General features: G+C 62.0%; 26 protein-coding genes and 1 pseudogene. 18 read left to right on the top strand and 9 right to left on the bottom strand.

Annotated features, from left to right (window positions below):
• Nucleotides 1–37: 37 nt before the first annotated feature.
• Together BBF94_RS21565 and BBF94_RS21560 are read left to right on the top strand one after the other, a co-directional pair.
• A complete protein-coding gene (locus tag BBF94_RS21565; RefSeq protein WP_065260988.1) occupies nucleotides 38–1699 on the top strand; it encodes a GMC family oxidoreductase in 1662 nt (553 codons plus the stop codon).
• 136 nt (nucleotides 1700–1835) lie between these two features.
• Complete coding sequence (locus BBF94_RS21560) at nucleotides 1836–3458, top strand: MFS transporter (RefSeq protein ID WP_065260987.1); 1623 nt, start codon at nucleotides 1836–1838, stop codon at nucleotides 3456–3458.
• Between the two features lie 165 nt (nucleotides 3459–3623).
• On the opposite strand, the gene BBF94_RS21555 is transcribed toward BBF94_RS21560, so the two are convergent.
• From BBF94_RS21555 to BBF94_RS21545, 3 genes are all read right to left on the bottom strand, one after another.
• Entirely contained in the window at nucleotides 3624–4088 is a 465-nt protein-coding gene (locus tag BBF94_RS21555) for an REP-associated tyrosine transposase (RefSeq protein WP_065260986.1), read from the bottom strand.
• 246 nt (nucleotides 4089–4334) lie between these two features.
• The gene (locus BBF94_RS21550; RefSeq protein ID WP_065260985.1) at nucleotides 4335–4703 is read right to left on the bottom strand and encodes a DUF427 domain-containing protein; all 369 of its coding nucleotides are present in this window, start codon (nucleotides 4701–4703) and stop codon (nucleotides 4335–4337) included.
• Nucleotides 4704–4840: 137 nt separating this feature from the next.
• The gene (locus BBF94_RS21545; protein ID WP_065260984.1) at nucleotides 4841–6247 is read right to left on the bottom strand and encodes a serralysin family metalloprotease; all 1407 of its coding nucleotides are present in this window, start codon (nucleotides 6245–6247) and stop codon (nucleotides 4841–4843) included.
• A gap of 279 nt (nucleotides 6248–6526) precedes the next feature.
• On the opposite strand from BBF94_RS21545, the gene BBF94_RS21540 reads away from it, so the two are divergent.
• The 4 genes from BBF94_RS21540 (at nucleotide 6527) to BBF94_RS21525 (ending at nucleotide 9862) form a co-directional block, all read left to right on the top strand.
• Nucleotides 6527–8470: a DNA topoisomerase III gene (locus tag BBF94_RS21540; RefSeq protein WP_065260999.1), complete on the top strand. Its 1944-nt coding sequence runs from the start codon at nucleotides 6527–6529 to the stop codon at nucleotides 8468–8470.
• 47 nt (nucleotides 8471–8517) lie between these two features.
• A complete protein-coding gene (locus tag BBF94_RS21535; protein ID WP_065260983.1) occupies nucleotides 8518–9021 on the top strand; it encodes a GNAT family N-acetyltransferase in 504 nt (167 codons plus the stop codon).
• A gap of 45 nt (nucleotides 9022–9066) precedes the next feature.
• Entirely contained in the window at nucleotides 9067–9357 is a 291-nt protein-coding gene (locus BBF94_RS28040) for a hypothetical protein (protein WP_176704493.1), read from the top strand.
• 175 nt (nucleotides 9358–9532) lie between these two features.
• Nucleotides 9533–9862: a hypothetical protein gene (locus tag BBF94_RS21525; RefSeq protein WP_065260981.1), complete on the top strand. Its 330-nt coding sequence runs from the start codon at nucleotides 9533–9535 to the stop codon at nucleotides 9860–9862.
• Nucleotides 9863–9935: 73 nt separating this feature from the next.
• Here BBF94_RS21525 and cynR read toward each other — a convergent pair whose 3' ends face one another.
• Nucleotides 9936–10814 carry a transcriptional regulator CynR gene (cynR, locus tag BBF94_RS21520; protein WP_065260980.1) on the bottom strand — a complete coding sequence of 293 codons (879 nt, stop codon included), beginning with the start codon at nucleotides 10812–10814 and terminating at the stop codon, nucleotides 9936–9938.
• A 120-nt stretch (nucleotides 10815–10934) separates the two neighbouring features.
• Here cynR and cynS point away from each other — a divergent pair, with 120 nt between their 5' ends.
• The 4 genes from cynS (at nucleotide 10935) to BBF94_RS21500 (ending at nucleotide 13336) form a co-directional block, all read left to right on the top strand.
• Nucleotides 10935–11399 (top strand): cyanase, encoded by a 465-nt coding sequence (gene cynS / locus BBF94_RS21515; RefSeq protein WP_011334741.1) that lies wholly within the window; start codon nucleotides 10935–10937, stop codon nucleotides 11397–11399.
• Between the two features lie 83 nt (nucleotides 11400–11482).
• Complete coding sequence (locus BBF94_RS21510; RefSeq protein ID WP_065260979.1) at nucleotides 11483–11719, top strand: DUF2790 domain-containing protein; 237 nt, start codon at nucleotides 11483–11485, stop codon at nucleotides 11717–11719.
• 12 nt (nucleotides 11720–11731) lie between these two features.
• The gene (locus BBF94_RS21505; protein WP_065260978.1) at nucleotides 11732–12391 is read left to right on the top strand and encodes a carbonic anhydrase; all 660 of its coding nucleotides are present in this window, start codon (nucleotides 11732–11734) and stop codon (nucleotides 12389–12391) included.
• Nucleotides 12392–12562: 171 nt separating this feature from the next.
• On the top strand, nucleotides 12563–13336 hold the full coding sequence (locus BBF94_RS21500) for an alpha/beta fold hydrolase (protein WP_065260977.1): 774 nt from the start codon (nucleotides 12563–12565) through the stop codon (nucleotides 13334–13336).
• Nucleotides 13337–13383: 47 nt separating this feature from the next.
• On the opposite strand, the gene BBF94_RS21495 is transcribed toward BBF94_RS21500, so the two are convergent.
• Complete coding sequence (locus BBF94_RS21495) at nucleotides 13384–14886, bottom strand: aldehyde dehydrogenase family protein (RefSeq protein WP_065260976.1); 1503 nt, start codon at nucleotides 14884–14886, stop codon at nucleotides 13384–13386.
• 69 nt (nucleotides 14887–14955) lie between these two features.
• Nucleotides 14956–15864, bottom strand: a complete 909-nt coding sequence (gene glsB, locus BBF94_RS21490; protein WP_065260975.1) for a glutaminase B — start codon at nucleotides 15862–15864, stop codon at nucleotides 14956–14958.
• A gap of 363 nt (nucleotides 15865–16227) precedes the next feature.
• Between glsB and BBF94_RS21485 the strand changes: the two genes are divergently transcribed.
• Nucleotides 16228–16431, top strand: a complete 204-nt coding sequence (locus tag BBF94_RS21485; protein WP_065260974.1) for an HvfA family oxazolone/thioamide-modified RiPP metallophore — start codon at nucleotides 16228–16230, stop codon at nucleotides 16429–16431.
• Between the two features lie 57 nt (nucleotides 16432–16488).
• A complete protein-coding gene (locus tag BBF94_RS21480; protein ID WP_065260973.1) occupies nucleotides 16489–17004 on the top strand; it encodes an HvfX family Cu-binding RiPP maturation protein in 516 nt (171 codons plus the stop codon).
• Nucleotides 17005–17007: 3 nt separating this feature from the next.
• Here BBF94_RS21480 and BBF94_RS21475 read toward each other — a convergent pair whose 3' ends face one another.
• Nucleotides 17008–18612: a L,D-transpeptidase family protein gene (locus BBF94_RS21475; protein ID WP_065260972.1), complete on the bottom strand. Its 1605-nt coding sequence runs from the start codon at nucleotides 18610–18612 to the stop codon at nucleotides 17008–17010.
• Between the two features lie 153 nt (nucleotides 18613–18765).
• Here BBF94_RS21475 and BBF94_RS21470 point away from each other — a divergent pair, with 153 nt between their 5' ends.
• The 4 genes from BBF94_RS21470 (at nucleotide 18766) to BBF94_RS21455 (ending at nucleotide 21997) form a co-directional block, all read left to right on the top strand.
• Nucleotides 18766–19479, top strand: coding sequence for a murein L,D-transpeptidase catalytic domain family protein (locus BBF94_RS21470; protein WP_065260971.1), 714 nt, complete (start codon nucleotides 18766–18768; stop codon nucleotides 19477–19479).
• Nucleotides 19480–19646: 167 nt separating this feature from the next.
• Nucleotides 19647–19904 carry a DUF2790 domain-containing protein gene (locus BBF94_RS21465; RefSeq protein ID WP_065260970.1) on the top strand — a complete coding sequence of 86 codons (258 nt, stop codon included), beginning with the start codon at nucleotides 19647–19649 and terminating at the stop codon, nucleotides 19902–19904.
• A 9-nt stretch (nucleotides 19905–19913) separates the two neighbouring features.
• The gene (locus tag BBF94_RS21460) at nucleotides 19914–20585 is read left to right on the top strand and encodes a heavy metal response regulator transcription factor (RefSeq protein ID WP_065260969.1); all 672 of its coding nucleotides are present in this window, start codon (nucleotides 19914–19916) and stop codon (nucleotides 20583–20585) included.
• Nucleotides 20582–21997 carry a heavy metal sensor histidine kinase gene (locus BBF94_RS21455; protein ID WP_065260968.1) on the top strand — a complete coding sequence of 472 codons (1416 nt, stop codon included), beginning with the start codon at nucleotides 20582–20584 and terminating at the stop codon, nucleotides 21995–21997. The genes BBF94_RS21460 and BBF94_RS21455 overlap by 4 nt, the downstream gene beginning before the upstream one ends.
• Here the strand turns inward: BBF94_RS21455 and BBF94_RS21450 are convergent.
• Nucleotides 21942–23342, bottom strand: a complete 1401-nt coding sequence (locus BBF94_RS21450) for an MFS transporter (protein ID WP_065260967.1) — start codon at nucleotides 23340–23342, stop codon at nucleotides 21942–21944. The genes BBF94_RS21455 and BBF94_RS21450 overlap by 56 nt on opposite strands.
• A gap of 103 nt (nucleotides 23343–23445) precedes the next feature.
• Between BBF94_RS21450 and BBF94_RS21445 the strand changes: the two genes are divergently transcribed.
• Nucleotides 23446–24333: a LysR family transcriptional regulator gene (locus tag BBF94_RS21445; protein ID WP_065260966.1), complete on the top strand. Its 888-nt coding sequence runs from the start codon at nucleotides 23446–23448 to the stop codon at nucleotides 24331–24333.
• Here BBF94_RS21445 and BBF94_RS21440 read toward each other — a convergent pair.
• Nucleotides 24330–24950: a cell wall hydrolase gene (locus BBF94_RS21440; RefSeq protein ID WP_065260965.1), complete on the bottom strand. Its 621-nt coding sequence runs from the start codon at nucleotides 24948–24950 to the stop codon at nucleotides 24330–24332. The genes BBF94_RS21445 and BBF94_RS21440 overlap by 4 nt on opposite strands.
• A gap of 202 nt (nucleotides 24951–25152) precedes the next feature.
• On the opposite strand from BBF94_RS21440, the pseudogene BBF94_RS21435 reads away from it, so the two are divergent.
• A pseudogene (locus tag BBF94_RS21435) lies at nucleotides 25153–26003 on the top strand (CAP domain-containing protein).
• Nucleotides 26004–26053 lie beyond the last annotated feature (50 nt).

Genomic DNA, 26053 nt, shown 5'->3' with positions numbered 1-26053 from the left:
GATGACTGACAACAAAAACAATAAGCGAGGTCAGGGAATGCAGACGTCCCTCGATGAATTCGATTACATCGTGGTCGGCGCCGGGCCGGCCGGGTGTTTGCTGGCCAATCGGCTGTCGGCGGATCCACAGCGACGTGTGCTGTTGCTGGAGGCCGGCGGGCGCGACAACTATCCGTGGATTCATATCCCCGTGGGTTACCTGTTCTGCATCGGCAACCCGCGCACCGACTGGTGCTTCAAGACCGAAGCACAGCCGGGCCTCGATGGCCGCGCACTGAGTTATCCGCGCGGCAAGGTGCTGGGTGGCTGCTCGTCGATCAACGGCATGATCTACATGCGTGGCCAGGCCAACGACTACGACGGCTGGGCCGCCGAGGGTAATCCGGGCTGGACCTGGAATGACGTGCTGCCGCTGTTCAAACAGAGCGAAAACCACTTCGCCGGCGCGGCGCAATTTCATGGCGACAAGGGTGAATGGCGGGTCGAGCGTCAGCGTCTGTCGTGGCCGATTCTCGACGCCTTCCGCAGAGCAGCCGAGCAGAGCGGCATCGCCAGCATCGATGACTTCAACCAGGGCGACAACGAGGGTTGCGGCTACTTCCAGGTCAATCAGAAAGCCGGGGTGCGCTGGAATGCGGCGAAGGCGTTTCTCAAACCGATCCGGGGCCGGGTCAATCTCACGGTGTTGACCAACGTCGAGGTTGATCGCGTGCTGTTCGAGGACGGTCGTGCCTCAAGGGTCAGCGCCCGTTGGCAGGGCCAGGTGAAAAGCTTCAAGGCACGCAAGGAGATCGTGTTGTGCGCCGGCGCCGTGGGCTCACCGAGCATTCTGCAACGCTCCGGAATCGGCCCGCGTCCGCTGCTGGAAAAACTCGGGATCGGCGTGGTGCATGAACTGCCGGGGGTTGGCGGCAACCTGCAGGATCATCTGCAATTGCGGCTGATCTACAAACTGGAGAACGCCCGCACCCTCAATCAGATCGCCGGCAGTGTGTGGGGCAAGATGGGCATGGGCCTGCGCTATCTGTATGACCGCAGCGGGCCGTTGTCGATGGCGCCGAGTCAACTGGGCGCATTTGCCCGCTCGGGGCCCGAGCAGACCTCGGCCAATCTCGAATATCACGTACAGCCACTGTCGCTGGAACGCTTTGGCGAGCCGCTGCACAGCTTCCCCGCGTTCACTGCATCGGTGTGTGACTTGCGCCCGCAGAGCCGTGGCCGCATCGAAATCCGCTCCGCCGAGCCGCAAACCGCACCACTGATTCAACCCAATTACTTGAGCCATCCCGAAGACCTGCGCGTGGCTGCCGACGCGATCCGCCTGACCCGGCGCATCATCGGCGCCCCGGCCCTGCAAACCTTCAACCCGGTGGAATACCTGCCTGGCGCGAGCCTGCAAACCGAAGAACAACTGCACGAAGCGGCGGCGAAGATCGGCACAACAATTTTCCACCCTGTCGGCACTTGCCGCATGGGCAACGACGCGGACGCGGTGGTCGATGCGCAGCTGCGCGTGCATGGCGTGCCGGGGCTGCGAATTGCCGATGCGTCGATCATGCCGCGCATTACCTCGGGCAACACCTGTTCGCCTACGCTGATGATTGCTGAAAAAGCAGCACAGCTGATTCTTTCTCCACCTGCAAACCCTACCCCTGTGGGAGCGAGCCTGCTCACGAATGCGGTCGCCCATTCAACCTAGATGGCGACTGAAAGGACGCCTTCGCGAGCAGGCTCGCTCCCACAATTTTTTTCACCCGACAAAAAAGCATCGCGCATCACCCGGACACGCAACACCAGTGGAAACAACAAAAACAATCACTGTGAGGGATACCGATATGTCAGAACACGCTCAGTCGCTGGACGCCGTGCGCAGCACGGACGCCGGCTCCGATACCCGAAAGGTCATCTTCGCCTCGTCCCTGGGGACGGTGTTCGAGTGGTATGACTTCTTCCTCTACGGCGCCCTGGCGGCGGTAATCAGCAAGCAATTCTTCGCCGGGGTCAACGACACCACAGCGTTCATCTTCGCGCTGATGGCGTTTGCCGCAGGCTTCATCGTGAGGCCGTTCGGGGCGCTGGTGTTCGGTCGGTTGGGGGACATGATCGGACGCAAATACACCTTCCTTGCGACCATCATTCTGATGGGCGTGGCCACGTTCGCAGTGGGTCTGTTGCCCACCTACGCCAGTATCGGCATCGCTGCGCCGATCATTCTCGTGGTGTTGCGCATGCTTCAAGGCCTGGCCCTGGGTGGCGAATACGGCGGCGCCGCGACCTACGTGGCGGAACACGCGCCGATCGGCAAACGGGGTTTCCATACGAGCTGGATTCAATCCACCGCGACCCTCGGTCTGCTGCTGTCGCTGCTGGTGGTGCTCGGTTGCCGCTACTTCACCGGCGATCAGTTCGAAGTCTGGGGCTGGCGCATTCCGTTTTTGCTGTCGATCGTGCTGCTGGGGATCTCCACCTGGATTCGCCTGAGCCTGCATGAGTCGCCGGCGTATCTGAAGATGAAAGAGGAAGGCAAGGCCAGCAAGGCGCCGATCCGCGAATCCTTCGGCAAATGGGAAAACCTGAAGGTCGTCCTCATCGCTCTGTTCAGCATCAACGCCGGGCAGGCGGTGACCTTCTACGCCGCGCAGTTCTACGTGCTGTTCTTCCTCACTCAGTTCCTGAAAATGGATCCGGCGGTGGCCAACAGTCTGTTGATCATCAGTGTGGTGATCGGCGCGCCGTTCTTCATCTTTTTTGGCTGGCTGTCGGACAAGGTCGGGCGCAAACCGGTGCTGATGCTCGGCCTGCTGCTGGCCACGGCACTGTACTTCCCGATCTTCAAATCCCTGGCGCACTACGCCAACCCGGCCATCGACCGGGCCAGCCAACAGGCGCCGATCACCGTTGTGGCAGACCCGGCCACCTGCACCTTCCAGTTCGATCCGGTGGGCAAGGCCAAATTCGACAGCCCGTGCGACAAGGTCAAGACCTTCCTGGTCAAACAGGGCTTGCCTTACTCCAGCGTCGCAGCGCCTGCCGGCAGTGCGGTGCAAGTGAGCGTCGGTGATGTGAAACTCGACGGCTTCGAGGAGGCCGCCCTGCGCGGCGCCATCACCCTCGCCGGCTACCCGCAGCAGGCTGACATGCAGCAGATCAACAAGCCGATGATCGTGGCCCTGATCGTCGCGCTGATCATCCTCTCCGCCATGTGCTACGGCCCGCTCGCGGCGCTGATGGTCGAACTGTTCCCGACCCGCATCCGCTACACCTCGATGTCCCTGCCGTACCACATCGGCAATGGCTGGTTCGGCGGTTTCCTGCCGACCGTGTCGTTTGCGCTGGTGGTGTACACCGGGGATATTTTCTACGGATTGTGGTACCCGGTGCTGATTACCGGAGTGAGCCTGGTGGTGGGGATGCTCTGTCTGCGTGAAACGAAGAATATCGACCTCGACAAGAACTGAGTAACCAGGTCAATACGAGCACTAAAGATCATCCGTGGCGAGGGAGCTTGCTCCCGCCGGGTCGCGAAGCGGCCCCAACCTGCAATGTCGCGTTCCAGGCTTTGCGACGGCTGCGCCTCCGAGCGGGAGCAAGCTCCCTCGCCACAGGTTGAGTCAGTTCAAAATTCAAGTTGGGAGCCAGCAGGCATCCCACAAAGCATAATCACCAATACGTTCGACCAGGCCGGCTCGCAAAGGATTGGCCACGATATAGCGGGCATATGGCTTGAGGTCGACGTCATCGCGGATCGCCCTGTCGTGAAAACCGGTTTGCCAGAATGCCCCCCTTTGCTTCAGTGCGCGATTGATCGTCAGCGTGCTGCGGGACTTGACCGTCTGCATGAGGCGCTCCAGCCCAACTTCTTCAAGTTGAACCAGCCAGTGCAAATGATCCGGCATGACCACCCAGGCAATCGAATTAACCCATTTCCGCTCGTGACATCGTCGAAGCTCGTTCACCAGCAAGCGCCCCAATCGCCAATCCTCAAAAATCCTTCGGCGTCGGTACACCACTGTGGTGATCAGGTAAGCGCGTCCGACTTCGGAGCAACGCCCTCGTCGAAGTCGATGTGATTGTGGTCGTACAGGCATTTAGTTACTTCTCTGATGATGAATACCTCCATCAAAACTAGTGCCTGAGCTAAAGATCTGTCGCTGCGAACAACGTAGGAAAAGTCGGAAACTATCCCCTGTGGCGAGGGAGCTTGCTCCCGCCGGGTCGCGAAGCGACTCCGATACCTGCAATGTCGCGCTCCAGGTTTTTGCGACGGCTGCGCCGCCGAGCGGGAGCAAGCTCCCTCGCCACAGGATAGGTTGGCTTATCACATGTGCATGCGTTCAGACTTCCCCCTCGAGCAATTCAAACTTCACCTGGTCGGGATAGAACGCGACGTAGTCCTTGATCTGGCTGACCGAAATCTTCGGTTGTTCGTACGTCCACACCGCGTTCGCGCCCTCATGTCCGGGCACTTGCAGACTGAAGTAATTGGCGTCGCCCTTGTAGGGGCAATAACTCGTGTGGTCAGTGCGGGTGAAATACTTTTCGTCGATGTCTTCGCGGGGGATGTAGTAGACCGGCGGATAGTTGGCTTCAAGCAGCACCAGTGCTCGGGCCGAGGCGGCGACCTGAATGCCGTGGAACTTCACCAACACGCAGCCTGGCTGCTCGGCGATGGTGATGACGGGACTGGGACCGGAGGTTTTCATCGGGTGCTCCTGACAACGGCTGAGAGACCGGTTCAGGTATAACCCATGCGGCGCGCTTGCGTCGGGTTCGCAGCCGAACGGTTTTTTCGCTCATAAAAAACCGCAGCCGCTGAGGGCTGCGGTTTTCCGTTTTCAGATCAGGCGACGATATCGCTCGCCACGGCCTGCCCCACCACACCCACTGCAAAGTCCACCGAACCCTGGCCTGTGAGGTCGATCATCAGGCTGGTCTGGTTGGTCTGAGCAAAGTAAGTGAGGATCGCGTCGCCCGCATGCCCGGTGAAGCCGCTGACGAAGTTCAGCGTGGCCGCACCCGACGCGAAACCGGCAATCCCGGACAGGTCGATCTTGTCCAGACCGCTGGTGAAATCCATGATCCAGTCCGGTGCGGTCATGGTCGAATCGCTGGCTGCGCCGAACACGAAGGTGTCCGCGCCTTCACCGCCCCACAGCGTGTCGCCGCCGCCACCGCCGTAGATGATGTCATTGCCGGCACCGCCGGTCAGTTCGTTGGCCGCGCTGTTGCCGATCAACAAGTCATCGCCCGAACCGCCAACGGCATTTTCCACGGTCACGCCATAGGCGATAGACACGTTGCCCACCAGGCCGCCAACGTCGGAGAACGAACCTTCGTTGAGGTTGATCTTCTGGTTCTGGCTGAAACCCGAGAAGTCCAGGGTGTCGTTGCCGCCGCCGTCCCACACCGAGAACACCAGCTTGGAGGCGTTGGAAGTCGCGCTGTAGTAATCACGACCAGCGTTGGAGTTGAAACCGTACACGGTGTCATCGGCCCGGGTTTCGTAGTTGGCGCCGTAGAGTTTCTGCACGGCGACGATGTCGTCCAGCAACGGTGCCGAGGCGTAAGCGCCACTGCCGTCCTTGCTGAAATTCTGGTCGGTGTTGGCTTCGCTCCAGTAGCTCATCAGGCTGTAGCCGCGGGTGTCTTCGGCGTACTTGGCATCGTTGTAGGTCGGATTGCCATTGCCGGCGTTGTAGGCGCCCGGGTGCGACAGGCCGAGGGTGTGGCCGATTTCGTGGGTCAGGGTCTGGCGTCCGTAATTGTTGGTGCCCGGAGTCTTGTTGACCTGATATTGATCATTGATCAGGTACCACGACTGACCGTCATAGCTGCTGCCCTGCGGCAGGTAGGCAAACGCCGCGCCGCCGGTGCTGACATCGTAGTTGCCGAAGGTCATGTGACCGTCGCCGCCCTTGCCTTCGGTGAAGGTGACGTTGGCCACGTCCGACCACGATTGCATCGACAGCACGGCTTGGGCCTTCTGCAGGGCGCTGAACTCGCTGAAGTTGCCCAGTTTGGGGTTGTAGTTCGACGGTTTTTCGGTGAGGAACGTATAAGTCAGATCGATCTTGCCGTCGGCATTCTTGTCCTGCCACGACATGCCTTTGCGCAGGATTTCGTCAGCGGCCTGGTCGGCGGTGAACGACGGTTTGCCATTGACGGTTCCGGTGCCGCGGTCATACAGGTGGCTGAAAGCGTCGACGGCAGTGAAGGCGCTGCTGGCCCGGGAGGAAGGTTGAGACATGGTGTACGTCCTTGTTGCTGAAGAGTCAGTGTCAGACAGTAAAACGGCGATCTTCTGGCGAGATCGTCCTGTCACTCGCCCTGTTGAGGCGAGTCGAACCTGACACAGTGCCGGGTGTGAGCGCCATTCGATTTCTCGATAGCGTCCCCGCTTGCCCCGACGCAGGCTGTCATGACCAGCAATCCTTTTATCTGTATATCCATACAGATAAAAGTTGCCCCGACGCCCGAGTCAGGCCATTCTGTGCGCCTCTTCGGGCAATGATCGACGATGGTGGTTATGCGGCTGTACCTCTGTGAAAAACCTTCCCAGGCCAAGGATATTGCGGCCGTGCTCGGCGCCAGGCGCCGGGGCGACGGCTGCTGGCTGGGAACGGACGTCACGGTGACCTGGTGCATCGGCCACCTGCTGGAAACCGCGCCGCCCGATGCCTACGACGCCCGCTACAAACGCTGGGTGCTGGCGGACCTGCCGATCATCCCCGACCAATGGAAAATGACCGTCAAGCCGCGCACTGCCAGCCAGTACAAGGCGGTCAAGCGCCTGCTGGGCGAGGCCAGCGAACTGATCATCGCCACTGACGCCGACCGTGAAGGCGAAATGATCGCCCGGGAACTGGTGGAACATTGCCGCTATCGAGGGCCGATCCGCCGCTTGTGGCTGTCGGCGCTGGATGAGGCGTCGATTCGCAAGGCCCTGGCCGCACTCAAACCGGGCGCCGAAACCTTCAGCCTGTATCACTCGGCCCTGGGGCGCTCACGGGCCGACTGGCTGATCGGAATGAACATGAGTCGCCTGTTCACCTTGCTCGGTCGGCAATCGGGCTATCAAGGCGTGCTGCCGGTTGGCCGGGTGCAGACGCCGACCCTGCGGCTGGTGGTGGATCGCGACCGCAGCATTGCCGACTTCGTGCCGGTGGCGTACTGGGCCATTGATGTGCAATTGCTGCACGACGGCACGCCGTTCACGGCACAATGGCGCGCACCGGGCGATGCCTGTGACGATCAGGAACGTTGCCTCGATCAGGCACTGGCCCAGCGAGCGGCTGCCGCAATCAGCAGCGCTGCCAGCGCCCGGGTGGTCAAACTGCGTACCGAGCGCATGCGCGAAGTGGCCCCCCTGCCCTTCGATCTCGGCACCTTGCAGGAAGTCTGTTCGAAGAAGCTCGGCCTCGGCGCCCAGGAAACCCTCGACATCGCCCAGGCCCTCTACGAAACCTACAAGGTCATCACCTACCCCCGCAGCGATTGCGGCTACCTGCCCCTGAGCCAGCACGGCGAAGCGCCGGGGATTCTCGCGGCGTTGCGTCAGGCCGATCCGGGCCTGGAAGCCTTGCGCGATCATCTGGAGCCGCAGCGCCGCTCCCGCGCCTGGAATGACGCCAGGGTCAGCGCTCACCACGGCATCATCCCCACCGCTGCCGCGAAGAATCTGGAGCGCCTGACCGGCAAGCACCGTGCGGTATACACCTTGATTCGTGCACGGTATCTGGCGCAATTTCTGCCCGATCATGAATACGATCGCACCCAGGCCGATTTCGACTGCGCCGGTGAAGCCCTGCGCGCCGTCGGCAAGCAGATCATCGAACCGGGCTGGAAACGTGCGCTGCCGGAAGCACTGGCCCCGGCCAAGGGCCGCGAAGCCCCTGCACCACAAACCTTGCCGACGCTCAGCCAGGGCGTCCAGTGCGCTATCGCTGACGTGAAGCTCAAGGACCTGTGGACGCAGCCACCCAAGCCCTACACCGAAGGCGACCTGATCAAGGCGATGAAGAACGTCGCCAGACTGGTGGAAGACCCGCTGCTCAAGCAGAAACTCAAGGACACCACCGGCATCGGCACCGAGGCCACCCGTGCTTCGATCATTCAAGGCTTGCTGGATCGCGGTTATCTGATGAAGAACGGCAAGGCCCTGTCCGCCACACCTGCCGCGTTCAGCCTGATCGACGCGGTGCCCCGGGCGATTGCCGACCCGGGCACGACGGCAATCTGGGAACAGGCGCTGGACATGGTGCAGAGCGGAGAAATGAGCCTGGAAGAGTTCGTCACCAAACAGGCTGCTTGGATGAGCAAGCAGGTGAGCCGTTGCGCCGGCCTGAGCCTGACCATCAGCGGCCCACCACCTGCAGGCAAGGCCGCTGCCCCCTGGAAAAACAAACGCAAGACCACCCGACGCAAACCCACCGGCACCGGCAAACGCCCTGCAAAACCGGCTGCCAAATAATTCGTTGCGCGCTACTGTTTGTGCGGTGATTGTCAGGAGCCAGCGGCATGTCTGTCATCGAACTGCGCGTCGCCCGGCGCGACGAACTGGACACCCTTGAAAACCTCATGCAGTTCTACACCTACGACTTCAGCGAATGGCTGCCGCTGAAGCTCGCGGAGCATGGATTTTTCCCGATCCAGATGAAGGACGATTACTGGCGCCAGCCGGGAACCCGACCGTTCCTGATCCACGTCGACGGCGAACTGGCAGGCTTCGTGACCGTCGATGATCACCTTCTCATCGAAGGCGCCGATTACAACATCGGCTATTTCTTCGTCAGCCGGCGTTGGCGTGGCCAAGGCGTCGCGCAGTTTGTCGCCTCCGCCCTCTTGAGCCACTTGCCCGGGCGATGGCAGATTTTCCATGTCGATGCCAACCTGCCGGCGCGGCGCTTCTGGGCGAAGGTGATCAACGAGTTGAGTGGCGGCGAATTCACCCGCCAGCAACGCATCGTCGATGGCTATCCCTGCACTTTCTACAGCCTTGGCAGCCCCTCTGACGCTGCCTGAATCACCCTTTTCTCATTCCGGAATGACTTTGTCCGACAATATGTAGTGACCAAAAATAATCACTACAAAACCGTTGACGGCGTCGTTTGGCTTTTGCATGATGCAGACATCTCCCCGATCGGGAGCACTGGTAACACGCTTGAGCAAGCTCGTCTGACCGCCGGGCTGTTTTTTCCGGATACACGCTGCCCACAAGGCAGATTGAAGAAGCTGACCTGGCCTGAACGTCCAGTACAAGGACGAGAAGCGCTGGCGAAAATTCTCAAGACGCTTGTGGTCGACCCCGAAAACGTCGTCAAGGAGCCTCCCGGTTTTCGCTGCTTCTCCTCGTTGTGACGCTATTGCGTAGCAGTTATTCAACACGACTACATGCAACAGATGCATGACCCCGTACTTCACACGGGCGACCGCTGACGTCCTGGTTTCGGTGCCAGGGATCAACTAACCGATGGGCTACCTGTATTAGCGAATCAACTTTGAAAGATCACCAGACTGGTCAAGGGGCAATATCATGAATCTGAACAATCAACCTACTATCGAAGAACTGGCTCGTATGTTCGCGGCAAAAAAAGACAGCCACGACAGCCATATTCTGTGGATCAGCAAGTCGGGTCAGGTCCATATCGACTGCCTGTCGCCCCATGCTGGTGAAGAAGAGTTCGACCGGAACAACCAGAACCTGCTGGCCCGCCTGAAGATGTACCGTCGCGGCCAGGGCTATGTCGGCAAGAAAGCCGCGGCCGACAAGGACTTCATCGGTAATGTTCTGCAAACGCTGAAACAGGCATGGGATTCGACGCAGAACAAGAACGAAGTCCGGGTGATTGATCGGTTCTGCTAAGTTGCAACTTCAATAAACAAAAGGGCCTGCTGCCGATAAGGAGCAGGCCCTTTTTATTGATCGCAAACCCTGTTCATGAACGTTTTTCCAACACCATTTCCATGAACGCCACCGCCGCCGCACTGTGATAGTTATTCTTGCGCCGCAACAACGCCGCCCCTCGCTGCGGCGCCTCACTCTCCACACGTAAACGGCGCAACGCCCGATCCTCGGTGGCAATCGCCTCCGGCAGCATGGTCGCAATCGGCGCATACCGAATCACTTCCAGCAACGAACTCACCGAGTTCACCTCGATCTGCACCTTGGGCGTGATGCCGTGCTGCCGGAAATACTCATCAATCGACACGCGCGTAATGAAATCCGGCGTCAACAGCGCGAAATCCAGTTGCGCAATGTCATCCGGCGTCAGCACTGCAGCACTGTCATACAACGGATGCTCACGCCCGACCATCACCCCCAGCGTCTCGACAAATGCCGGAATGCACTCAATGTCGGGACTGCGCACCGGGGCAAAGGCAATTGCGATATCCAGCGAGTCATCTGCCAGCCCCGCCTCGATGTCATCCATCGACAGCTCGAAAATCTCCAGGTGGATCCCCGGATACCGCGCCACGTAATCACGCACCAACGGCCCGATCAGATACGCCATGAATGTCGGCGTCATGGCCAGGCGCAGCGAGCCTCGGGACAGATCCTTCACGTCATGCAACGCACGCTTGCCCGCTTCCAGTTCCACCAGCACCCGCCGCGCGCATTCGATATAGGCCTCGCCGGCATCGGTGGGTCTGACCGAGCGCGAGGTGCGGTCGAACAGCTCCACCCCCAGGCTTTCCTCCAGTTGACGGATCTGCTGCGACAAGGTCGGCTGCGACACATGCAGCGCCTCGGCCGCCCGGGTGAAGCCGCCGTGATCGGCCACGGCCAGCAGGTAACGCAAATGTCGCAGCAGCATGGGACGCTCCATCTATAGGCTGTACTTATGCCTTGCATTGTATATCGGTCTTGGACGCTATGGATCAATCAGCAGAAGATGAACCCCACACAGCAAGCCAACCCCTAAAGGAGAAGCACCATGCAATCCCAAGCCTACAACGACAGCCGCATCGCCCTGACCACCCGCGCGCTGGACGCCAAAGCGCAGAAGAATCTGTCGTGGCAGGATCTGGCCGACGGCACCGGTCTGAGCCTGGCCTACGTCACCGCCGCCCTGCTCGGCCAGCACCCGCTGCCAAAAGCCGCTGCCGAAGTGGTCGGCGACAAGCTTGAGCTGAGCGCCGAAGACGTCGCCGCCCTGCAAATCATCCCGCTGCGCGGCAGCCTCGACGGTGTGCCGACCGACCCGACCATCTACCGCTTCCACGAGATGATCCAGATCTACGGCACCACCCTGAAGGCACTGGTTCACGAGCAGTTCGGTGACGGCATCATCAGCGCGATCAACTTCAAGCTCGACATCAAGAAAGTCGAAGACCCTGAAGGCGGCTCCCGCGCGGTGGTCACCCTCGACGGCAAGTTCCTCCCGCTGCGTCCGTTCTGACCCGTCCGGGCTCGCACCCCGCGTGTGGGCCCACCCCAACCTGATTTGCCAAGTCGTCACCACATTCGTCTGGAGGCTGCCCCATGCAAAAAATTCTGTTGACCCTGGTCCTGCTCGCCGGCCTCGCCGCCCAGGCCCAGGCTGATGAAGAGGTCGGCGCCTATCGCTACGGCATGCAACTGGACATCGCGCAGGTCGTAAGCATCACCCCGGTGGCCGATATCTGCGGCGTAGTGCCGGTCGAGATGACCTACCTGGACAGTCACGGCGCAAAACACGTTCTTCAATACAGCGAATTCGGTACTGGCTGTTCGAACTGAGAGGACAACACCATGAAAAACCTGATCGAAGGCTTCCTGAAGTTCCAGAGCGAAGCCTTTCCGCAACGCACCGAACTGTTCAAGTATCTGGCGACCACTCAGACGCCAGGCACCTTGTTCATCACCTGCTCCGACAGCCGTGTCGTGCCCGAGCTGCTGACGCAACAGGAGCCCGGCGAGCTGTTCGTGATCCGCAACGCCGGCAATATCGTGCCGTCCTACAGCCCGCATCCGGGCGGCGTTTCAGCGACGGTGGAATACGCGGTAGCGGTGCTCGGCGTCACCGACATCGTGATCTGCGGCCACTCCGATTGCGGGGCGATGACTGCCATAGCCCAGTGCAAGTGCATGGATCACCTGCCCGCCGTCAGCGGCTGGCTGCAACACGCAGCGTCGGCGAAAGTGGTCAATGAATCGCGGCCACACGCCAATGACGCCGCCAAGCTCAGTTCGATGGTGCGCGAGAACGTGATCGCGCAACTGGCGAACATCCAGACCCACCCGAGCGTGCGCCTGGCCCAGGAAAAAGGCCTGCTCAACCTGCACGGCTGGGTCTACGACATCGAGACCGGCTCCATCGATGCCCTGACAGCGGATCGCCGCACCTTCGTCTCGCTGGCCGAGCAACCAACGACCTGCGCGGTCTACGGCCAATCGGTCGATGCCGCCTGAACCGAACGCCCCGCACCTGCCGGGGCGTTTGCTTTGTATCAGCGTGTAGCCAGCGCCCCGCCAGACACAGTTCCATGCACCCGCGCCGGGAGGCGGACACATCAGCGATACAGCCAGCGCCTTGAATAAGCCCGAACGCTGCATTCCTCCTCCCGACACAAGGAACATTCGATGAACAAACTGTTTGCAGGACTGGCTCTTACCGCTGCCATGGCAGCCGCGACTTCGGCGATAGCTGCCGAGAAACCCACCGTGGTGCTGGTGCATGGTGCCTTCGCCGATTCCAGCAGCTGGAACGGTGTGGTGAAGATTCTGGAAAAGGACGGCTATCCGGTGGTCGCCGCCGCCAACCCGTTGCGTACCCTCAAGGGTGATGCGCAATCGGTTGCCGACGTGCTGGCCGGGATCAAATCACCTGTGGTGCTGGTCGGCCACTCCTACGGCGGGCCGGTCATCAGCGAAGCCGCGTACGGCAACGCCAATGTGAAAGCCTTGGTGTATGTCGCCGCGTTTGCGCCCGAAACCGGTGAAACCGTGGCCGGACTGGCCGGCAAATTCCCCGGCAGCACCCTCGGCCCGACCCTCGCGCCGCCCGTTGCCCTGAAGGACGGAGGCAAGGATCTGTACATCCAGCAGGACAAGTTCCACGGCCAGTTCGCCGCCGACGTACCGAACGCCGACGCGAAACTGATGGCTGCGACCCAGCGCCCGGTCACCGAAGCGGCGTTGAACGAGGCCGCCAGCGAGCCGGCGTGGAAAACGATTCCGTCGTGGTTCGTGTACGGCGACAAGGACAAGAACATTCCGCCGCAAGCCATGGCGTTCATGGCCGAACGGGCGCACGCCAAAAAGACCGTGGTGGTCAGGGGCGCGTCCCATGTGGTGATGGTGTCGAATCCCAAAGCCGTGGCCAGCCTGATCGAATCCGCCGCCACCGCCCAGTGAAACGAAAACGCCGCGCCTGTCATTGCGACAGGCGCGGCGTTTGGGTTTTAGCGTTTTACACCCAGATCGATTTGCGTCATGCGGCTGCGCACAGTGAACACACCGTCACCCGAAAGAATCGCGCTACGGGCGAACAGGCGACCGCTTTCCCAGTTCGAAAGGCCCAGCTCCGGCTTGTTCAGCGCGTACTGGCCATCGACCCAACGGGTAATGCCGTTGCCCACGAACGGCGCGTTGACCGCGTTGTAGAAACGCTCCTGAGCCATAGCATCTTCGCTGATCAACGACACGGTGAACTGCGGGCTGTAGCGGTTGAACAGTGAGATGGCCTGATCCAGATCGTCGACGATCATCAGGCTGGTTTCCGGGGTTTCTTCCCATTCCCACTCGCGTCCCAGTTTTGCTTCGGGCAGTGGCTCGGCCTGGGCTTCGGTCCGGTATCCCTCGGCGCGATAGACCTCGACCGTCGCGCTCTGCCAGTCGCCCGGCAAGTAACTTTCGCTGCCTTCGACAATGTGCAATTTGCAGCCCTGACCACGCGCGGTTCCGGCCTGCTGCAAGGCATCGAGGAACAACGGCACCAGTTCAGCGGCACGGTCGCGCTGGATCAGGCAGACATTCAAGGTGTTGCAGACCTTGCGATCCAGCGAATTGCGCACCACGGCGGCGAAGCGTTTGGCGTCGGCATCACGGTCAGCGATCAGCCATGCGCCACCGGTGCCGTGAAGGCTGACGGCGGTGCCGGCCTGCTGGGCGATGCTGCCCAACTGGCTGACAGCACGGCCCGAACCACGGGCCACGGCCAGCGACAGACGCCGGTCGGCGAACATCGCCCAACCGGCGGCGTGGTTGACGCTCTCCACCAGCGAGACCGCACCTGCCGGCAGACCGGCATTGGCCAGCGCCGGATTCAGGGCGTGAGTGACGATGGCCTGCGCGGTGCCCAAGGCATCGCTGCCAATGCGCAGCACGGCGGTGTTGCCGGTACGCAGTACGCCTGCGGCATCGGCAAAGACATTTGGCCGACCTTCGAACACGAACGCGACGATGCCCAGCGGCGACACCACCTGCTCGACCTTCCAGCCGTCATGCTCGACGCTGCTGATCACTTTGCCACGGGTGGCCGGCGCATCACGCCAGGCGCGCAGGCCGGCGATCATGTCGCGGCGCATGCGCTCATCGGCGAGCAAGCGGGTCGTGGATCGACCGCGTGCCTTGGCCCGTTCGATGTCGGCGAGGTTGGCGTTTTCGATCAGCGCCCAGGCGTCCGGGTTTTCCAGGCGTTGAGCGAACAGATCGAAGAAGCGGCTGATCGCTTCATCCGCCACACCGGACAACGCTGTAAATGCGGCCGCTGCACGCTCGATCGCCACCGAGGCCGCTTGCTGATCCGCCACCGGAATCAGCAACAGCTCGCCGCTCACCTGCTCCACCAACAGGTGATCGCCGGGTCGGAAACGCTCGGCCAGTTCGGGGCTGACCACGGTGACGCGGTTACCGGCGAAAGGGATGGGCGTGCCGGCGACGAGACGTTCGAGCGCGAGAGACATGGAGCGGATTCACCATATTGAGGGCGGCCGGAAAATGTATAGCTTGCCCACCCTCAAAGCAACACAGGCTCAGAACACCGACCAGCCGATCCGCGAACTGAGCATTTCCAGCGCCGCCATGCCCGCCAGCGAGTTGCCCGCCGTGTTCAGCTCCGGCGACCACACGCACACCGTGAACTGACCCGGCACCACCGCAACGATGCCGCCGCCGACGCCGCTTTTGCCCGGCAGGCCGACGCGGTAGGCGAAGTTGCCGGCTTCGTCGTAGAGACCGCTGGTGGCCATGATCGAGTTGACTTGCTGGGTCTGGCGGCGGGTCAGGATCTGTTCGCCGCTGTGCTTGCAATAGCCGTCGTTGGCCAGGAAACAGAATGCCCGGGCCAGGTCGATACAGCTCATGCGCAACGCACAGTGACTGAAATAGCTGCGCAGCACGGCTTCGACATCGTTGTGGAAATTGCCGAAGGATTGCATCAGGTAAGCCATTGCCGCATTGCGTGCGCGGTGCTGGTATTCGGAATCGGCGACTTTGCCATCGACCATCACTTGCGGATTGCCCGAAAGCCGCCGCACGAAATCGCGCATCGACAAGGCCGGCGCGGCGAAGCGCGACTGGTTGATGTCACAGATCACCAGCGCCCCGGCATTGATGAACGGATTGCGCGGACGGCCCCGTTCGAATTCCAGCTGCACCAGCGAGTTGAACGGCTGACCGGACGGCTCGTGGCCCAGTCGCTCCCAGATCGCCTCGCCGGAGTGTTCGATGGCCTGAACCAGGCTGAACACCTTGGAAATACTCTGCACCGAGAACAGCGTCTCGGCATCGCCGGCGCAATACATCTCGCCGTCATTGCCATATACGGCGATGCCCAGTTGATCGGGCGGCACGGTGCCGAGGGCGGGAATGTAGTCAGCCACCTTGCCCTGCCCGATCAGGGGCCGGACTGCGTCAAGGATCTCGTTCAACAGCGCTTGCATGCCGGGTCTCGAAGTCTCGCCCCATGGGATTTGCGGGGACACGGTGGCTAGACGCTGCGGGGCTGAGGCAAATCACACATTCGGAATAATTGGAGATCCATTGTGGGAGCGAGCCTGCTCGCGATGAGGCCGGCACGGCCGGCATCCTCGGCGTCTGACCCGCCGCTGTCGCGAGCAGGCTCGCTCCCACAGTTTTTAAGCAGTCTGTGTATCGCAGTGTGTACGGCCCGACGCCCGACACATCCCGCGCATAAATCCGAGCCTTCGCGACACATCCCCGATACAGCCCGACGTTCAAATGAGCCTGTCGATCGGCAGCCCCGATCAAGCCTTTGAACTCACATTGTCTATTGGAGATTCACCATGACCAAGCTCTCGAAAAACGCTTTGACCCTCGGCCTGCTGCTGGCCGGCGGTATTGCCCTGTCCAACGCGGCTTCGGCTTCCGAAGCGTTCAGCGTCAAGCAACTGGATCACGGTTACAGCCAGACTCAGGCCCAGGCCGATACCCCGGAAAAAACCTCGGAAGGCAAATGCGGTGAAGGTAAGTGCGGCGCCGGCGAATAACCCTCTTCACGGGGCATCCCGGTGCCCCTTTTTCCCTTGCTTGAATGGAGTTATCCCATGACAACCGCCCTCTCGACCGCCGTCAAAGGCCTGCACCTGAACCTCGATCGCGCCGGCCAGTGGCTGGCGCCGCTGACCCTGCGCCTGTTCATCGCCTGGGAGTTTTTCGAATCGGGCCTGGAGAAATTCAACGGCCAGAACTGGTTCGAAGACATTCAGGACCGTTTCCCGTTTCCCTTCGACCACTTGCCGGCGACGCTGAACTGGGAGCTGTCGATGTGGGCCGAGCTGATCTGCGCACTGGCAATCCTGATCGGTCTCGGGACGCGGATCTCGGCCATTTCACTGATCGTCGTGACGGTGGTCGCCACCGCCGCCGTGCACTGGCCGGCAGACTGGTCGTCGTTGAGCGAACTGGCCCAGGGTTACGCGATCACCAACAAGGGCTTCGGCAACTTCAAGCTGCCGGCGATTTACCTGGCGGCGCTGGTGCCGCTGGTGTTCGCCGGTGCCGGCAGGTTGAGCGTGGATGCGTGGCTGGCGCGACGCTTCTGGAAACGCGCCAGCCGCTGAGGATCAGTGCGCCCGGTCCAGCCCCGCCAGCAACGCGCTGTCATGGCTGTAGATGTCCGGCGCATAGATCACCCGGCCCTGCCCGTCGACCTGGGCCGTCCAGTAGGTCATCAGGATCGGCACCGGATTGCTCAGGCGAAATTCATGGGTGGTGCCGGTGGCCAGCAAGGTGTCGGTACGGGCTCTTTCTGCCGGGCTGAGCAGGTAGTCGCGCAGTTTCATCGGATGCTCGACCCGTACACAACCGGAACTGAATGCCCGTGGGCCTTTATCGAACAGTGCCTTGCTCGGCGTGTCGTGCAGGTAAACGGAGAAGGGATTGGGGAAACGGATGACCATCTGCCCCAGCGGATTGCGTGGCCCGGCGTCCTGGCGCAGAAGGATGTTGCCGGGGTTGTCCCAGTCGATGTCGGCAGCAGCCAGCGGCTGACCGTTGGCATCGAGCACTTGCAGGTTCTGACGACTGAGGAAGGTCTGGTCCTTGCGGATCTCCGGCAGTTTGTCTTCCTTCCAGATGGTCGGCGGCACGGTCCAGGTCGGGTTCAGCGTCAGGCGCGTCACGCGGGATTTGAGCAACGGCGTCTGGCGCTCGGCGCGCCCGACCTGGGTGCGGGTCTGCCACACCGGCAGGCCGCCCTGATACAGGGTCAGTTCGGCAGCGGCGACGTTGACCAGCAAACCATCGGGCTCCATGTCCTGAGCCAGCCAGCGGAAACGCTCCAGGTTGATCCGCAGTTGTTCGCGGCGGGTCAGCGGGCTGATGTTCATCTCGGCAATGGTCCCCGGCCCGACCACACCGTCGGCCTGCAACGAATGACTCGCCTGAAAACTCTTCACCGCCTCCACCAGCACACCGTGATAAGCGTTGTCCGGCGTGCCGACCACACTGCTCAGATAACCTTCGCTGTACAACCGTCTGGCCAGATCCGGCACGCGTTTGTCTTCCATGTCCGGGCGCAACAGCGGCCCGTTGCCCACCGGTTGCCAGTGCGGCAAGGCCTGCAGGCGTTGTGCGGCGTAGAGATGACGCAGATTCCGGTATTGCACCAGGCGCGGGCGGGCCAGATCGAAGGCGGCGGCGACGTCATGCATGCCCGGCACGGCGATCGCGAGCAGCTCGGCCTGACGGTCGCGGGGCGTATCGTCGGCGTGCCACAGCGGTTCGAAGTGTGACTGCAGCAAACGACCGTAATGCAGGTCCTGCAAGGCCTGCAGGTAGTTGCGGCTGATGTCGATGTCGGCACACAGCTCGCCGTCCTGCGGAGCCGTGTCAGCGACCGGATAGCGTTTCGGATTGAGGCCATCGTCGGCCAACGATTGCAATTGCGCATGCAAGGCCGGCAATTGTCCGGCTGCGGCCCACACCGGCATCCAGTCCTGCTGCCGGTAGAACGCCTGCAGTTGTTCCAGGGCCGGGCCACTGAGGCGGGCGGCTATCGCCGGGCAGGCCTGAGGCAGACTGATCAACGCGGCCTGCAACGGACTTTGCGGCTCCACGGGCGCTTCCACCGGCAGCGTCGGCAGTGCCGGCAACGGCTCTTGAGCACAAACGACAAACGGCGCAGCGAGCAGACAAATGCTCAAGTAGCATGCGTACTTTTTGAACAACTGCTTTACTCCAATCCATGGCCGTCTTGATTGACGGTCAACCTTACATCAGGTGCGGTGATACAGTCAGGTCCGATTCGCGGGCCGGGCCGGGGACGACTGGACGTCAGGAGCCAAAGTGCCAAACAAGTAGCCAGTGAGGACTCACTATAAATGTTGACGTTTTTGCGCCGACTTCTGCTGACTGCCGCTGCCATGGGGCTGGTGACCAGTCAGGTTCTTGCCGCCGGCACCCCTTCGCCGGTTCTCTACAACAGCCTCGCCCACGCCGCGCCGGAACTCAATCCCCAGGCGCTGAAAGGTGCCTTGAACGCCATGCAATGCGCGATCAACAACGGTGCGAAACAGTCCCGGCACCTGGCGATCATCGACTATTCGCAACCGTCCACCGAGCGGCGTCTGTGGATTTTCGACCTGACACGGAAAAAGCTGATCCTGCGTGACCTGGTCGCCCACGGCTCGAATTCCGGCGATAACTTCGCCACGCGCTTCTCCAACCGTGAAGGCAGTTTCCAGTCCAGCCTTGGACTGTTCCGCACCCAGGAAAGTTACGAAGGCACCCATGGTTATTCGCTGCGCATGGACGGTCTGGAGCCGGGCGTCAACGACATGGCCCGCGACCGCGCCATCGTGATCCACGCCGCCGATTACGTGAATCTGTTCTGGAGCAAACGCACGGGCCGGCTGGGTCGCAGCCAGGGTTGCCCGGCGGTGCGTCCGCAAGTCGCCCGGCGGGTGATCGACAGCCTGAAGGACGGCCAGTACATGTTTTCCTGGTACCCGGATCAGCATTGGCTGAAATCCTCGCCGTACCTCAACTGCCAGCCGCAGCAGATCGCGAGCATTCTCAGCACCCACGGCAGTTGAAAACCACACCTGGCAAAACAATCCCCTGCCCGCGCAGGGGATTTGTATTTTCGGGGTTTCATTACAGCTTTGTCATGGAGTTGTCGGTTTGCCGAGCGGATCGCCCGGTAGCCTGAAGTTGTTCCGGCACACCTGCCGATCCACTTCACCGATACGAGTGACTCATCATGAAAACCCTGATCCTGGCCTTCACCGCCCTCCTCGCCACCGGTTCCGTGTTCGCCGCACAAATGCCCGAGCGCACGGTGATTCACGACACCAACGGCTTCTACGTGCATCTGGATGTCGACAAAGTCCTCTCCAGCACCGATATTTCCCAGACCTGCGGCGTCATCCCCGCACGGCTCGATTACCTCGACCACCAGGGCCGCGAACATGTGCTGGATTATCAAGTGCAAGGCAGCGGCTGCACCAATGACCATTGAGGCGCGTCCATGATTATCCTTGTCGTCGAAGACGAACCCAAGGCCGGCAACTACCTGCTCAACGGCTTGCAGGAACTGGGTTACAACGTGAGCCTGGCCCGGGACGGCGCCGACGGTCTGCACCTGGCGCTGGAACACGACTTCGACGTGATCGTGCTGGATGTGATGATGCCGAAAATGGACGGTTGGGAGGTTCTGCGCCGGCTGCGCAGGGAAGCCGACACGCCGGTGCTGTTCCTCACCGCCCGGGACGACATCGCCGACCGGGTCAAGGGCCTGGAGCTGGGCGCCGACGATTACCTGATCAAGCCGTTTTCCTTCGCCGAACTGGTGGCGCGCCTGCGCACCCTGACCCGCCGCGGGCCGATTCACGAAGACGAGCAATTGCAGATGGCCGATCTGCAGATCGACGTGCTCAAGCGCCGGGTCACCCGCGCCGGCAGCCGGATCACCCTGACCAACAAGGAATTCGCCCTGCTGCAACTGTTCGCCACTCATACCGGACAAGTGCTGTCCCGCTCGTTGATCGCCTCGCGGGTGTGGGACATGAATTTCGACAGCGACACCAATGTGGTCGATGTCGCCGTGCGCCGCCTGCGGGCGAAGATCGACGATCCGTTCCCGCTCAAGCTGATCCACAGTGTGCGTGGCATCGGCTACCGCTTCGATACCCAGCCATGAAAACCGCCGGCACGTACTCCCTGACGTGGCGCCTGGCGCTGGTGTTCGCGGTGCTCGCCTTCGCGGCGCTGGCAGGCCTCGGCGCGGCGCTGTACAACGCGCTGGATGAGCAACTGACCCGCCGCGATGACATCCAGATGGTCAGTCGCATCGACCAGTTGCGCACCATCCTCAACGACAGCAACACCCTGGAGCTGATCCAGAACAAACCGGCGCTGTTTCAGAACATGCTGGGCAACCGCGAAGCGCTGCTGACCATCGGCGCGCCGGGGCAACCACCCTTGTTCGTGGTCAATCCCGGCAATCTGACCCTGCCGACCGTACCCGCCGTGCCGATCAACCATGTGATGGCCCTCAACGATGTGCAGCATCTGCCGAGCATCAACGGCGTGCCGTTCTCGGCGGTGGCGGCCAGTATCGACTCCGGCGACCAGGGCAATCTGCAGGTGCTGATCGCCAAGGTGATGAGCGAACGCACGGCGATGCTCGCCAATTACCGGCTCAGCGTGTATGGCCTGGCGACACTGGCAGCGCTGCTGCTGGCGGTGGTGGGTTGCCTGCTGGTGTATCGCGGCCTGCTGCCGCTGCGGCAGATTGCGCGGCATGCCCACGGAATCGGCGTCGGCAACCTCGGCGAACGCCTCGACAGCCACGGCACGCCGAAAGAATTGCAGCCGATGATCGAAGCCTTCAACGCAATGCTCGATCGCCTCGCCAAAGGTTTCGCGCAGTTGAGCCAGGTCTCCACCGACATGGCCCACGAACTGCGCACACCCATCAACAACCTGCTCGGCGAAACCCAGGTCGCCCTGCAACAGAACCGCAGCGTCGAGGCCTATCAGCAGTTGCTCGCCTCCAACGTCGAAGAACTCGAACGCCTGGCGCGCATGCTCGACAACATGCTGTTTCTCGCCCGCACCGACCCGGCCACGGCCCTCAGCCAGCGTCAGGAACTGGACGCAGGTGATGAGATGCAGCGCATTGCCGATTACTTCGAAGGCCTGGCCGCCGATGTCGGCATCAGCATCGAGGCCCATGGCAGCGGCGTGATCTGGGCCGAACCGATGCTGCTGCGCCGGGCCCTGGCCAATCTGTGCGCCAACGCGATCAAGTATGGTGCGCCGGACTCGACGCTAGAGGTCGAAGCCATGGCCGAACCCGATGGCAGTTACCTGCGGGTACGCAATCACGGAGCGACGATTGCTCCCGAGCATCTGTCGCGGCTGTTCGAACGCTTCTACCGCGCCGACCCGTCCCGCGAGCGTTCAGCCCAATCCAACGGTCTGGGCCTTTCGATCGTGGCGACCATCATGCAATTGCATCAGGGTCGCTACAGCGTCAGCAGCGTTGAGGGCGTCACCTGCTTTGAGCTGTTCTTTCCCGCACGGGAGACGCCAGGCGCCAGTGTGTGAAAGCGCCGAGCCCGAGCGCCGCAAGCATCAATGCCGTGGCAACACCGAAAGTCATGTGCAAACCAGCGGCGATGACCGCGGCCGGCGCCCGCGTCGGATTGCCCGTAGCCAGGGCAAACACCGCGCCCATGGCCGCCGCCCCGGTGATCAACCCCAGATTGCGCGACAACCCGAGCAGGGCCGAGACCACCCCGCGCTGATCCTGCCCGACGCCCGCCATCAAACCGGTGTTGTTGGCAGCCTGAAACAGCGCATAACTCAGGGCCACCAGCGTAATCGGCAAGACATAGGCAAGCAGCCCGAGACTCACCGGCAACAGCGCCAGCAAACCACAACCGCAGGCCAGCCCCAGCAATGCGCCCGGCACCATTGGCCGCGCACCGAAACGATCCACCAGACGCCCCGCCGGCACGCCGCTGACCGCAGCCAGCATGGGTCCGATCGACAACACCAGTCCGGTTTGCGTGCTGGTGAGGCCCAATCCCCGGCTCAGATAAAACGGCCCGACCACCAGCGTGGTCATCATCACCGTCGTCACCAGCAAGGTCAGCGCCAGACTGCCGCTGATTCGTGCGTCGGCGAACAGAGACAAGTGAATCAGCGGCGCCCTGCTCCTTTTTTCGACCAGGATGAACATCCCCGCCCCCAACAGGCTGAGCAGCAACAATGTCCGGGTGAATCCTTCGACCGTCATCGCCAGTGCATAGGCCGCCAGTGTCAGCATCAGCAGCGCGGAGCCGGGATAGTCAAATGCGACAGACTTGCGTGCTGTCCGGTCCGCCGGCAGGTAGCGGTACACCAGCCAGGCATTGAGCAAGCCCAGCGGCACATTGATCACAAAGATCGACTGCCAGCCGACATGGGCCATCAACAGCCCGCCCAGCGACGGTCCGAGAGTCGTGCCGGTGGCCGACATGGTGGCCAGCAGCCCCATTGCACTGCCGGCCCTGGATTTGGGTACCGCATCGGCCACCAGTGCCACGGTCAACGCGAACATGATCGCCGCACCGAGGCCTTGTACCGCCCGCGCACCGATCAGCCAGGCAAGGCTCGGCGCCAGTGCGCAAGCCAGCGAGGCGGCGGTGAAAATGCCGATGCCGATCATCAGCAAGCGCCGGCGCCCGAAGCCGTCCCCCAGCCGCCCGACGCTGACAATCAAGGTGGTGATCGCCAGCAGATAGGCCAGCACGATCCACTGCACTTGTTGAAACGTTGCCTCGAACGCCGCGGCCAGGGTCGGCAGTCCGGCATTGGCGATGCTGGTGTCCAGCGACGGCATCAACATCGACAGCGCCAGACTGCTCAGCGCCCAGCGGGCTGAAGGGCTCAGAGGTTCTCGATGCATGGGGGGCTCACAGGGCAGAAGTCATGGGGCATAGCCTGAGCCTCGACAATACACGGCGCAAGACGCATGCTTTGCACTCAATACCTGCATGAAACGCCATGTCATGAATGCACCCGATCTGAACCTGTTGATCACCCTCGACGTGCTGCTGAGCGAAGGCAGCGTCGCCCGCGCCGCCACACGCCTGGGGCTGAGCCCGTCCGCCATGAGCCGGGCGCTGGCCCGGTTGCGGGAGACCACCGGGGACCCGTTGCTGGTGCGCGCCGGGCGCGGACTGGTGCCGACGCCGCGGGCGCTGGAGTTGCGCGACCGGGTCGGTTATCTGGTGCAGGAAGCCGAGGCAGTACTGCGTCCGGCAGCAGTGCTCGATCCCGGCCAGTTACGCCGCACCTTTACCCTGCGCAACACCGACGGTTTTGTCGAAACCTTCGCCGCCGCCCTGCTCGCCCGCATCGCCGAGGAAGCACCCCATGTGCGCCTGCGCTTTGTGCAAAAGGCCGACAAGGACAGCACGTTGCTGCGCACAGGCCGGGTGGATCTGGAGACCGGTGTGGTCGATGACAGCACCGACCCGACGCTGCACAGTCGCATCCTGTTCCGCGATCAGTGGATCGGTGTGGTGCGTGAAGGACATCCGTTGAGCAGCGGCAAGGTGAGCGCCAGACGCTTCGCTTCGGGCCAGCACATTCTGGTGTCACGGCGCGGGCGCAGCAGCGGTCCGGTGGACGAAGCGTTGCTCGCCCTGGGCCTGACGCGGGATATCGTCACCTCGTTCGGCGGTTTTTCGGCGGCGCTGACGCTGGTCCGAGAATCCGACCTGATCGCCACCGTTCCGCAGCGTCACACCAGCAAACTGCGAGCGGGCCTGTTCAGTTTCGACCTGCCGTTGCGCATGCCGGACATCAGCGTGTCGATGCTGTGGCACCCCCGCATGGACGCCGACCCGGCGCATCGCTGGTTGCGCAATTGTGTGCGAGAGGTCTGCGCCTAACGCGCCTCCCCGTCCCTGGGTTTGTAAAACAGGAATTTCCCGGTCTCGGCGGTCCGGGTGTACTTTTTCGCCCAGTTCGGGTCGACGTTGTGGTCATGAAAATACAGCGCGCCATGGGTACGATCGGGGAGCTGACGGTTCAGGGCCTTGCCGGCAATTTCCTTGGCCAGCGCATATTCCGCGTCTTCCTTGACCTGATCGGACTTGCCGTCGCACCACCAGGAAAACTGGCAGCCCTTGGCTTCCGAGCCCTGCTTGACCACTTCACACACGGTGCCCGGAAAACCGTCGTGGCCCAGACGATTCATCACCACATTGGCCACCGCTTCCATTTCCGCCGTGTCCTTGCCCTTGGCTTCCCAATAGATGCTGCGCGCCAGACAGGTGATGGGATCATCCAGCGGCGCGGTGCCGGACGGATCCACGGCTTGCACTTCCCTGGGGGTGATCGCTTCGGACTTCGGCGCGGGGGGCGCACCGGGTTTGTCGGCGGCTTTTTCTTCCAGTACCTCGGCTTTTGCTTCGGCCTTTTCCTTGATCGGCGCCTGATCGGTGGCCAGCACCGCACCGCTCAGCAGGGTCAACACAAGACAGCAGATCATCCCGTGCATTTTCATGTTCGATCTCTTCCGGCAGCGCCCGTTGCGGGCAACGTGTTACGTGGCTGAAACGCCCGGAATCCGGGGACTTCGGAGATTGTAGACGGCAGAATCCGGCACAACGTTCCGCTACCGGAACCCTTTGATGAAGAAAAAAGACATTGCGCGCCCCCGGGGCGTTTCGCGCATCATGGGCGCACTCAGCCCAAGGGAGATTTCCATGCGCTTCATGCCATCCGTTCTGCGATTCGCCGCGTTGACCACGGGCCTGGCGCTGGCCGCTTCGGCCATGGCCGGCGACGAGTCGCAATTGATCGAGTCGATCAACAGCTACCGCAGCCAGCCCCAGCGCTGCGGCTCGCAGGCATCCAGCGAATTGCCGCCGTTGTCGGCCGATCCGCGCCTGCGTCTGCCGGCCAGTGGCATGGTCGATCTGCAGCAGGCCATGGCCAGCGCCAGTTACCCGATGGTCAACGTGCAGGCGATCACCCTCAACGGTCCTCGGGATCCGGTGGCGGCCATGAAAGCGATCCAGGAGAGTTTCTGTCAGGTGGTGCTGGATCCGCAGTTCGTCGACATCGGCGTCAGCCGCGCCGACCGCGACTGGCGCATCACCCTGGCGCGGCCACTGCTGTCGGCGCGTCTGGGTGACGGGCAAGCCGAGGGTCAGAAGCTGCTGACGCAAATCAATGCCGCCCGCAACCAGCCGCGCCAGTGCGGTGGTCAGGCATTCTCGGCGGCTGCGCACTGGCGTGGAATGCGGTGCTGGGTGGCGTCGCTCAGGATCACAGCCGCGAGATGGCCAACAACAATTATTTCGACCACAAGGACCGCAACGGCGGCACTCCCGGCGACCGCGCCGAACTGGCCGGCTACAGCGGCCAGCAGGTCGGCGAGAACATCGCCGCCGGACAGGACACCGTGCAGAAAGTGGTCGATGGCTGGCTGGCCAGTCCTGGTCATTGCGCCAACCTGATGAACCCGCAGTACCGCGAACTGGGTGCAGCCTACGCAGTCGATCCGAAGAGCAGCGCCGGTATCTACTGGACGGCGATGTTTGGTGGCGAGTAAGTATTAAAACCACCACTGAGTCCTGTGGGAGCGAGCAAGCTCGCTCCACA

The sequence above is a fragment of the Pseudomonas bananamidigenes genome, from assembly GCF_001679645.1.
Taxonomy (GTDB): Bacteria; Pseudomonadota; Gammaproteobacteria; order Pseudomonadales; family Pseudomonadaceae; genus Aquipseudomonas; species Aquipseudomonas bananamidigenes.
This window is presented reverse-complemented; position numbering and strand designations above follow the sequence as displayed.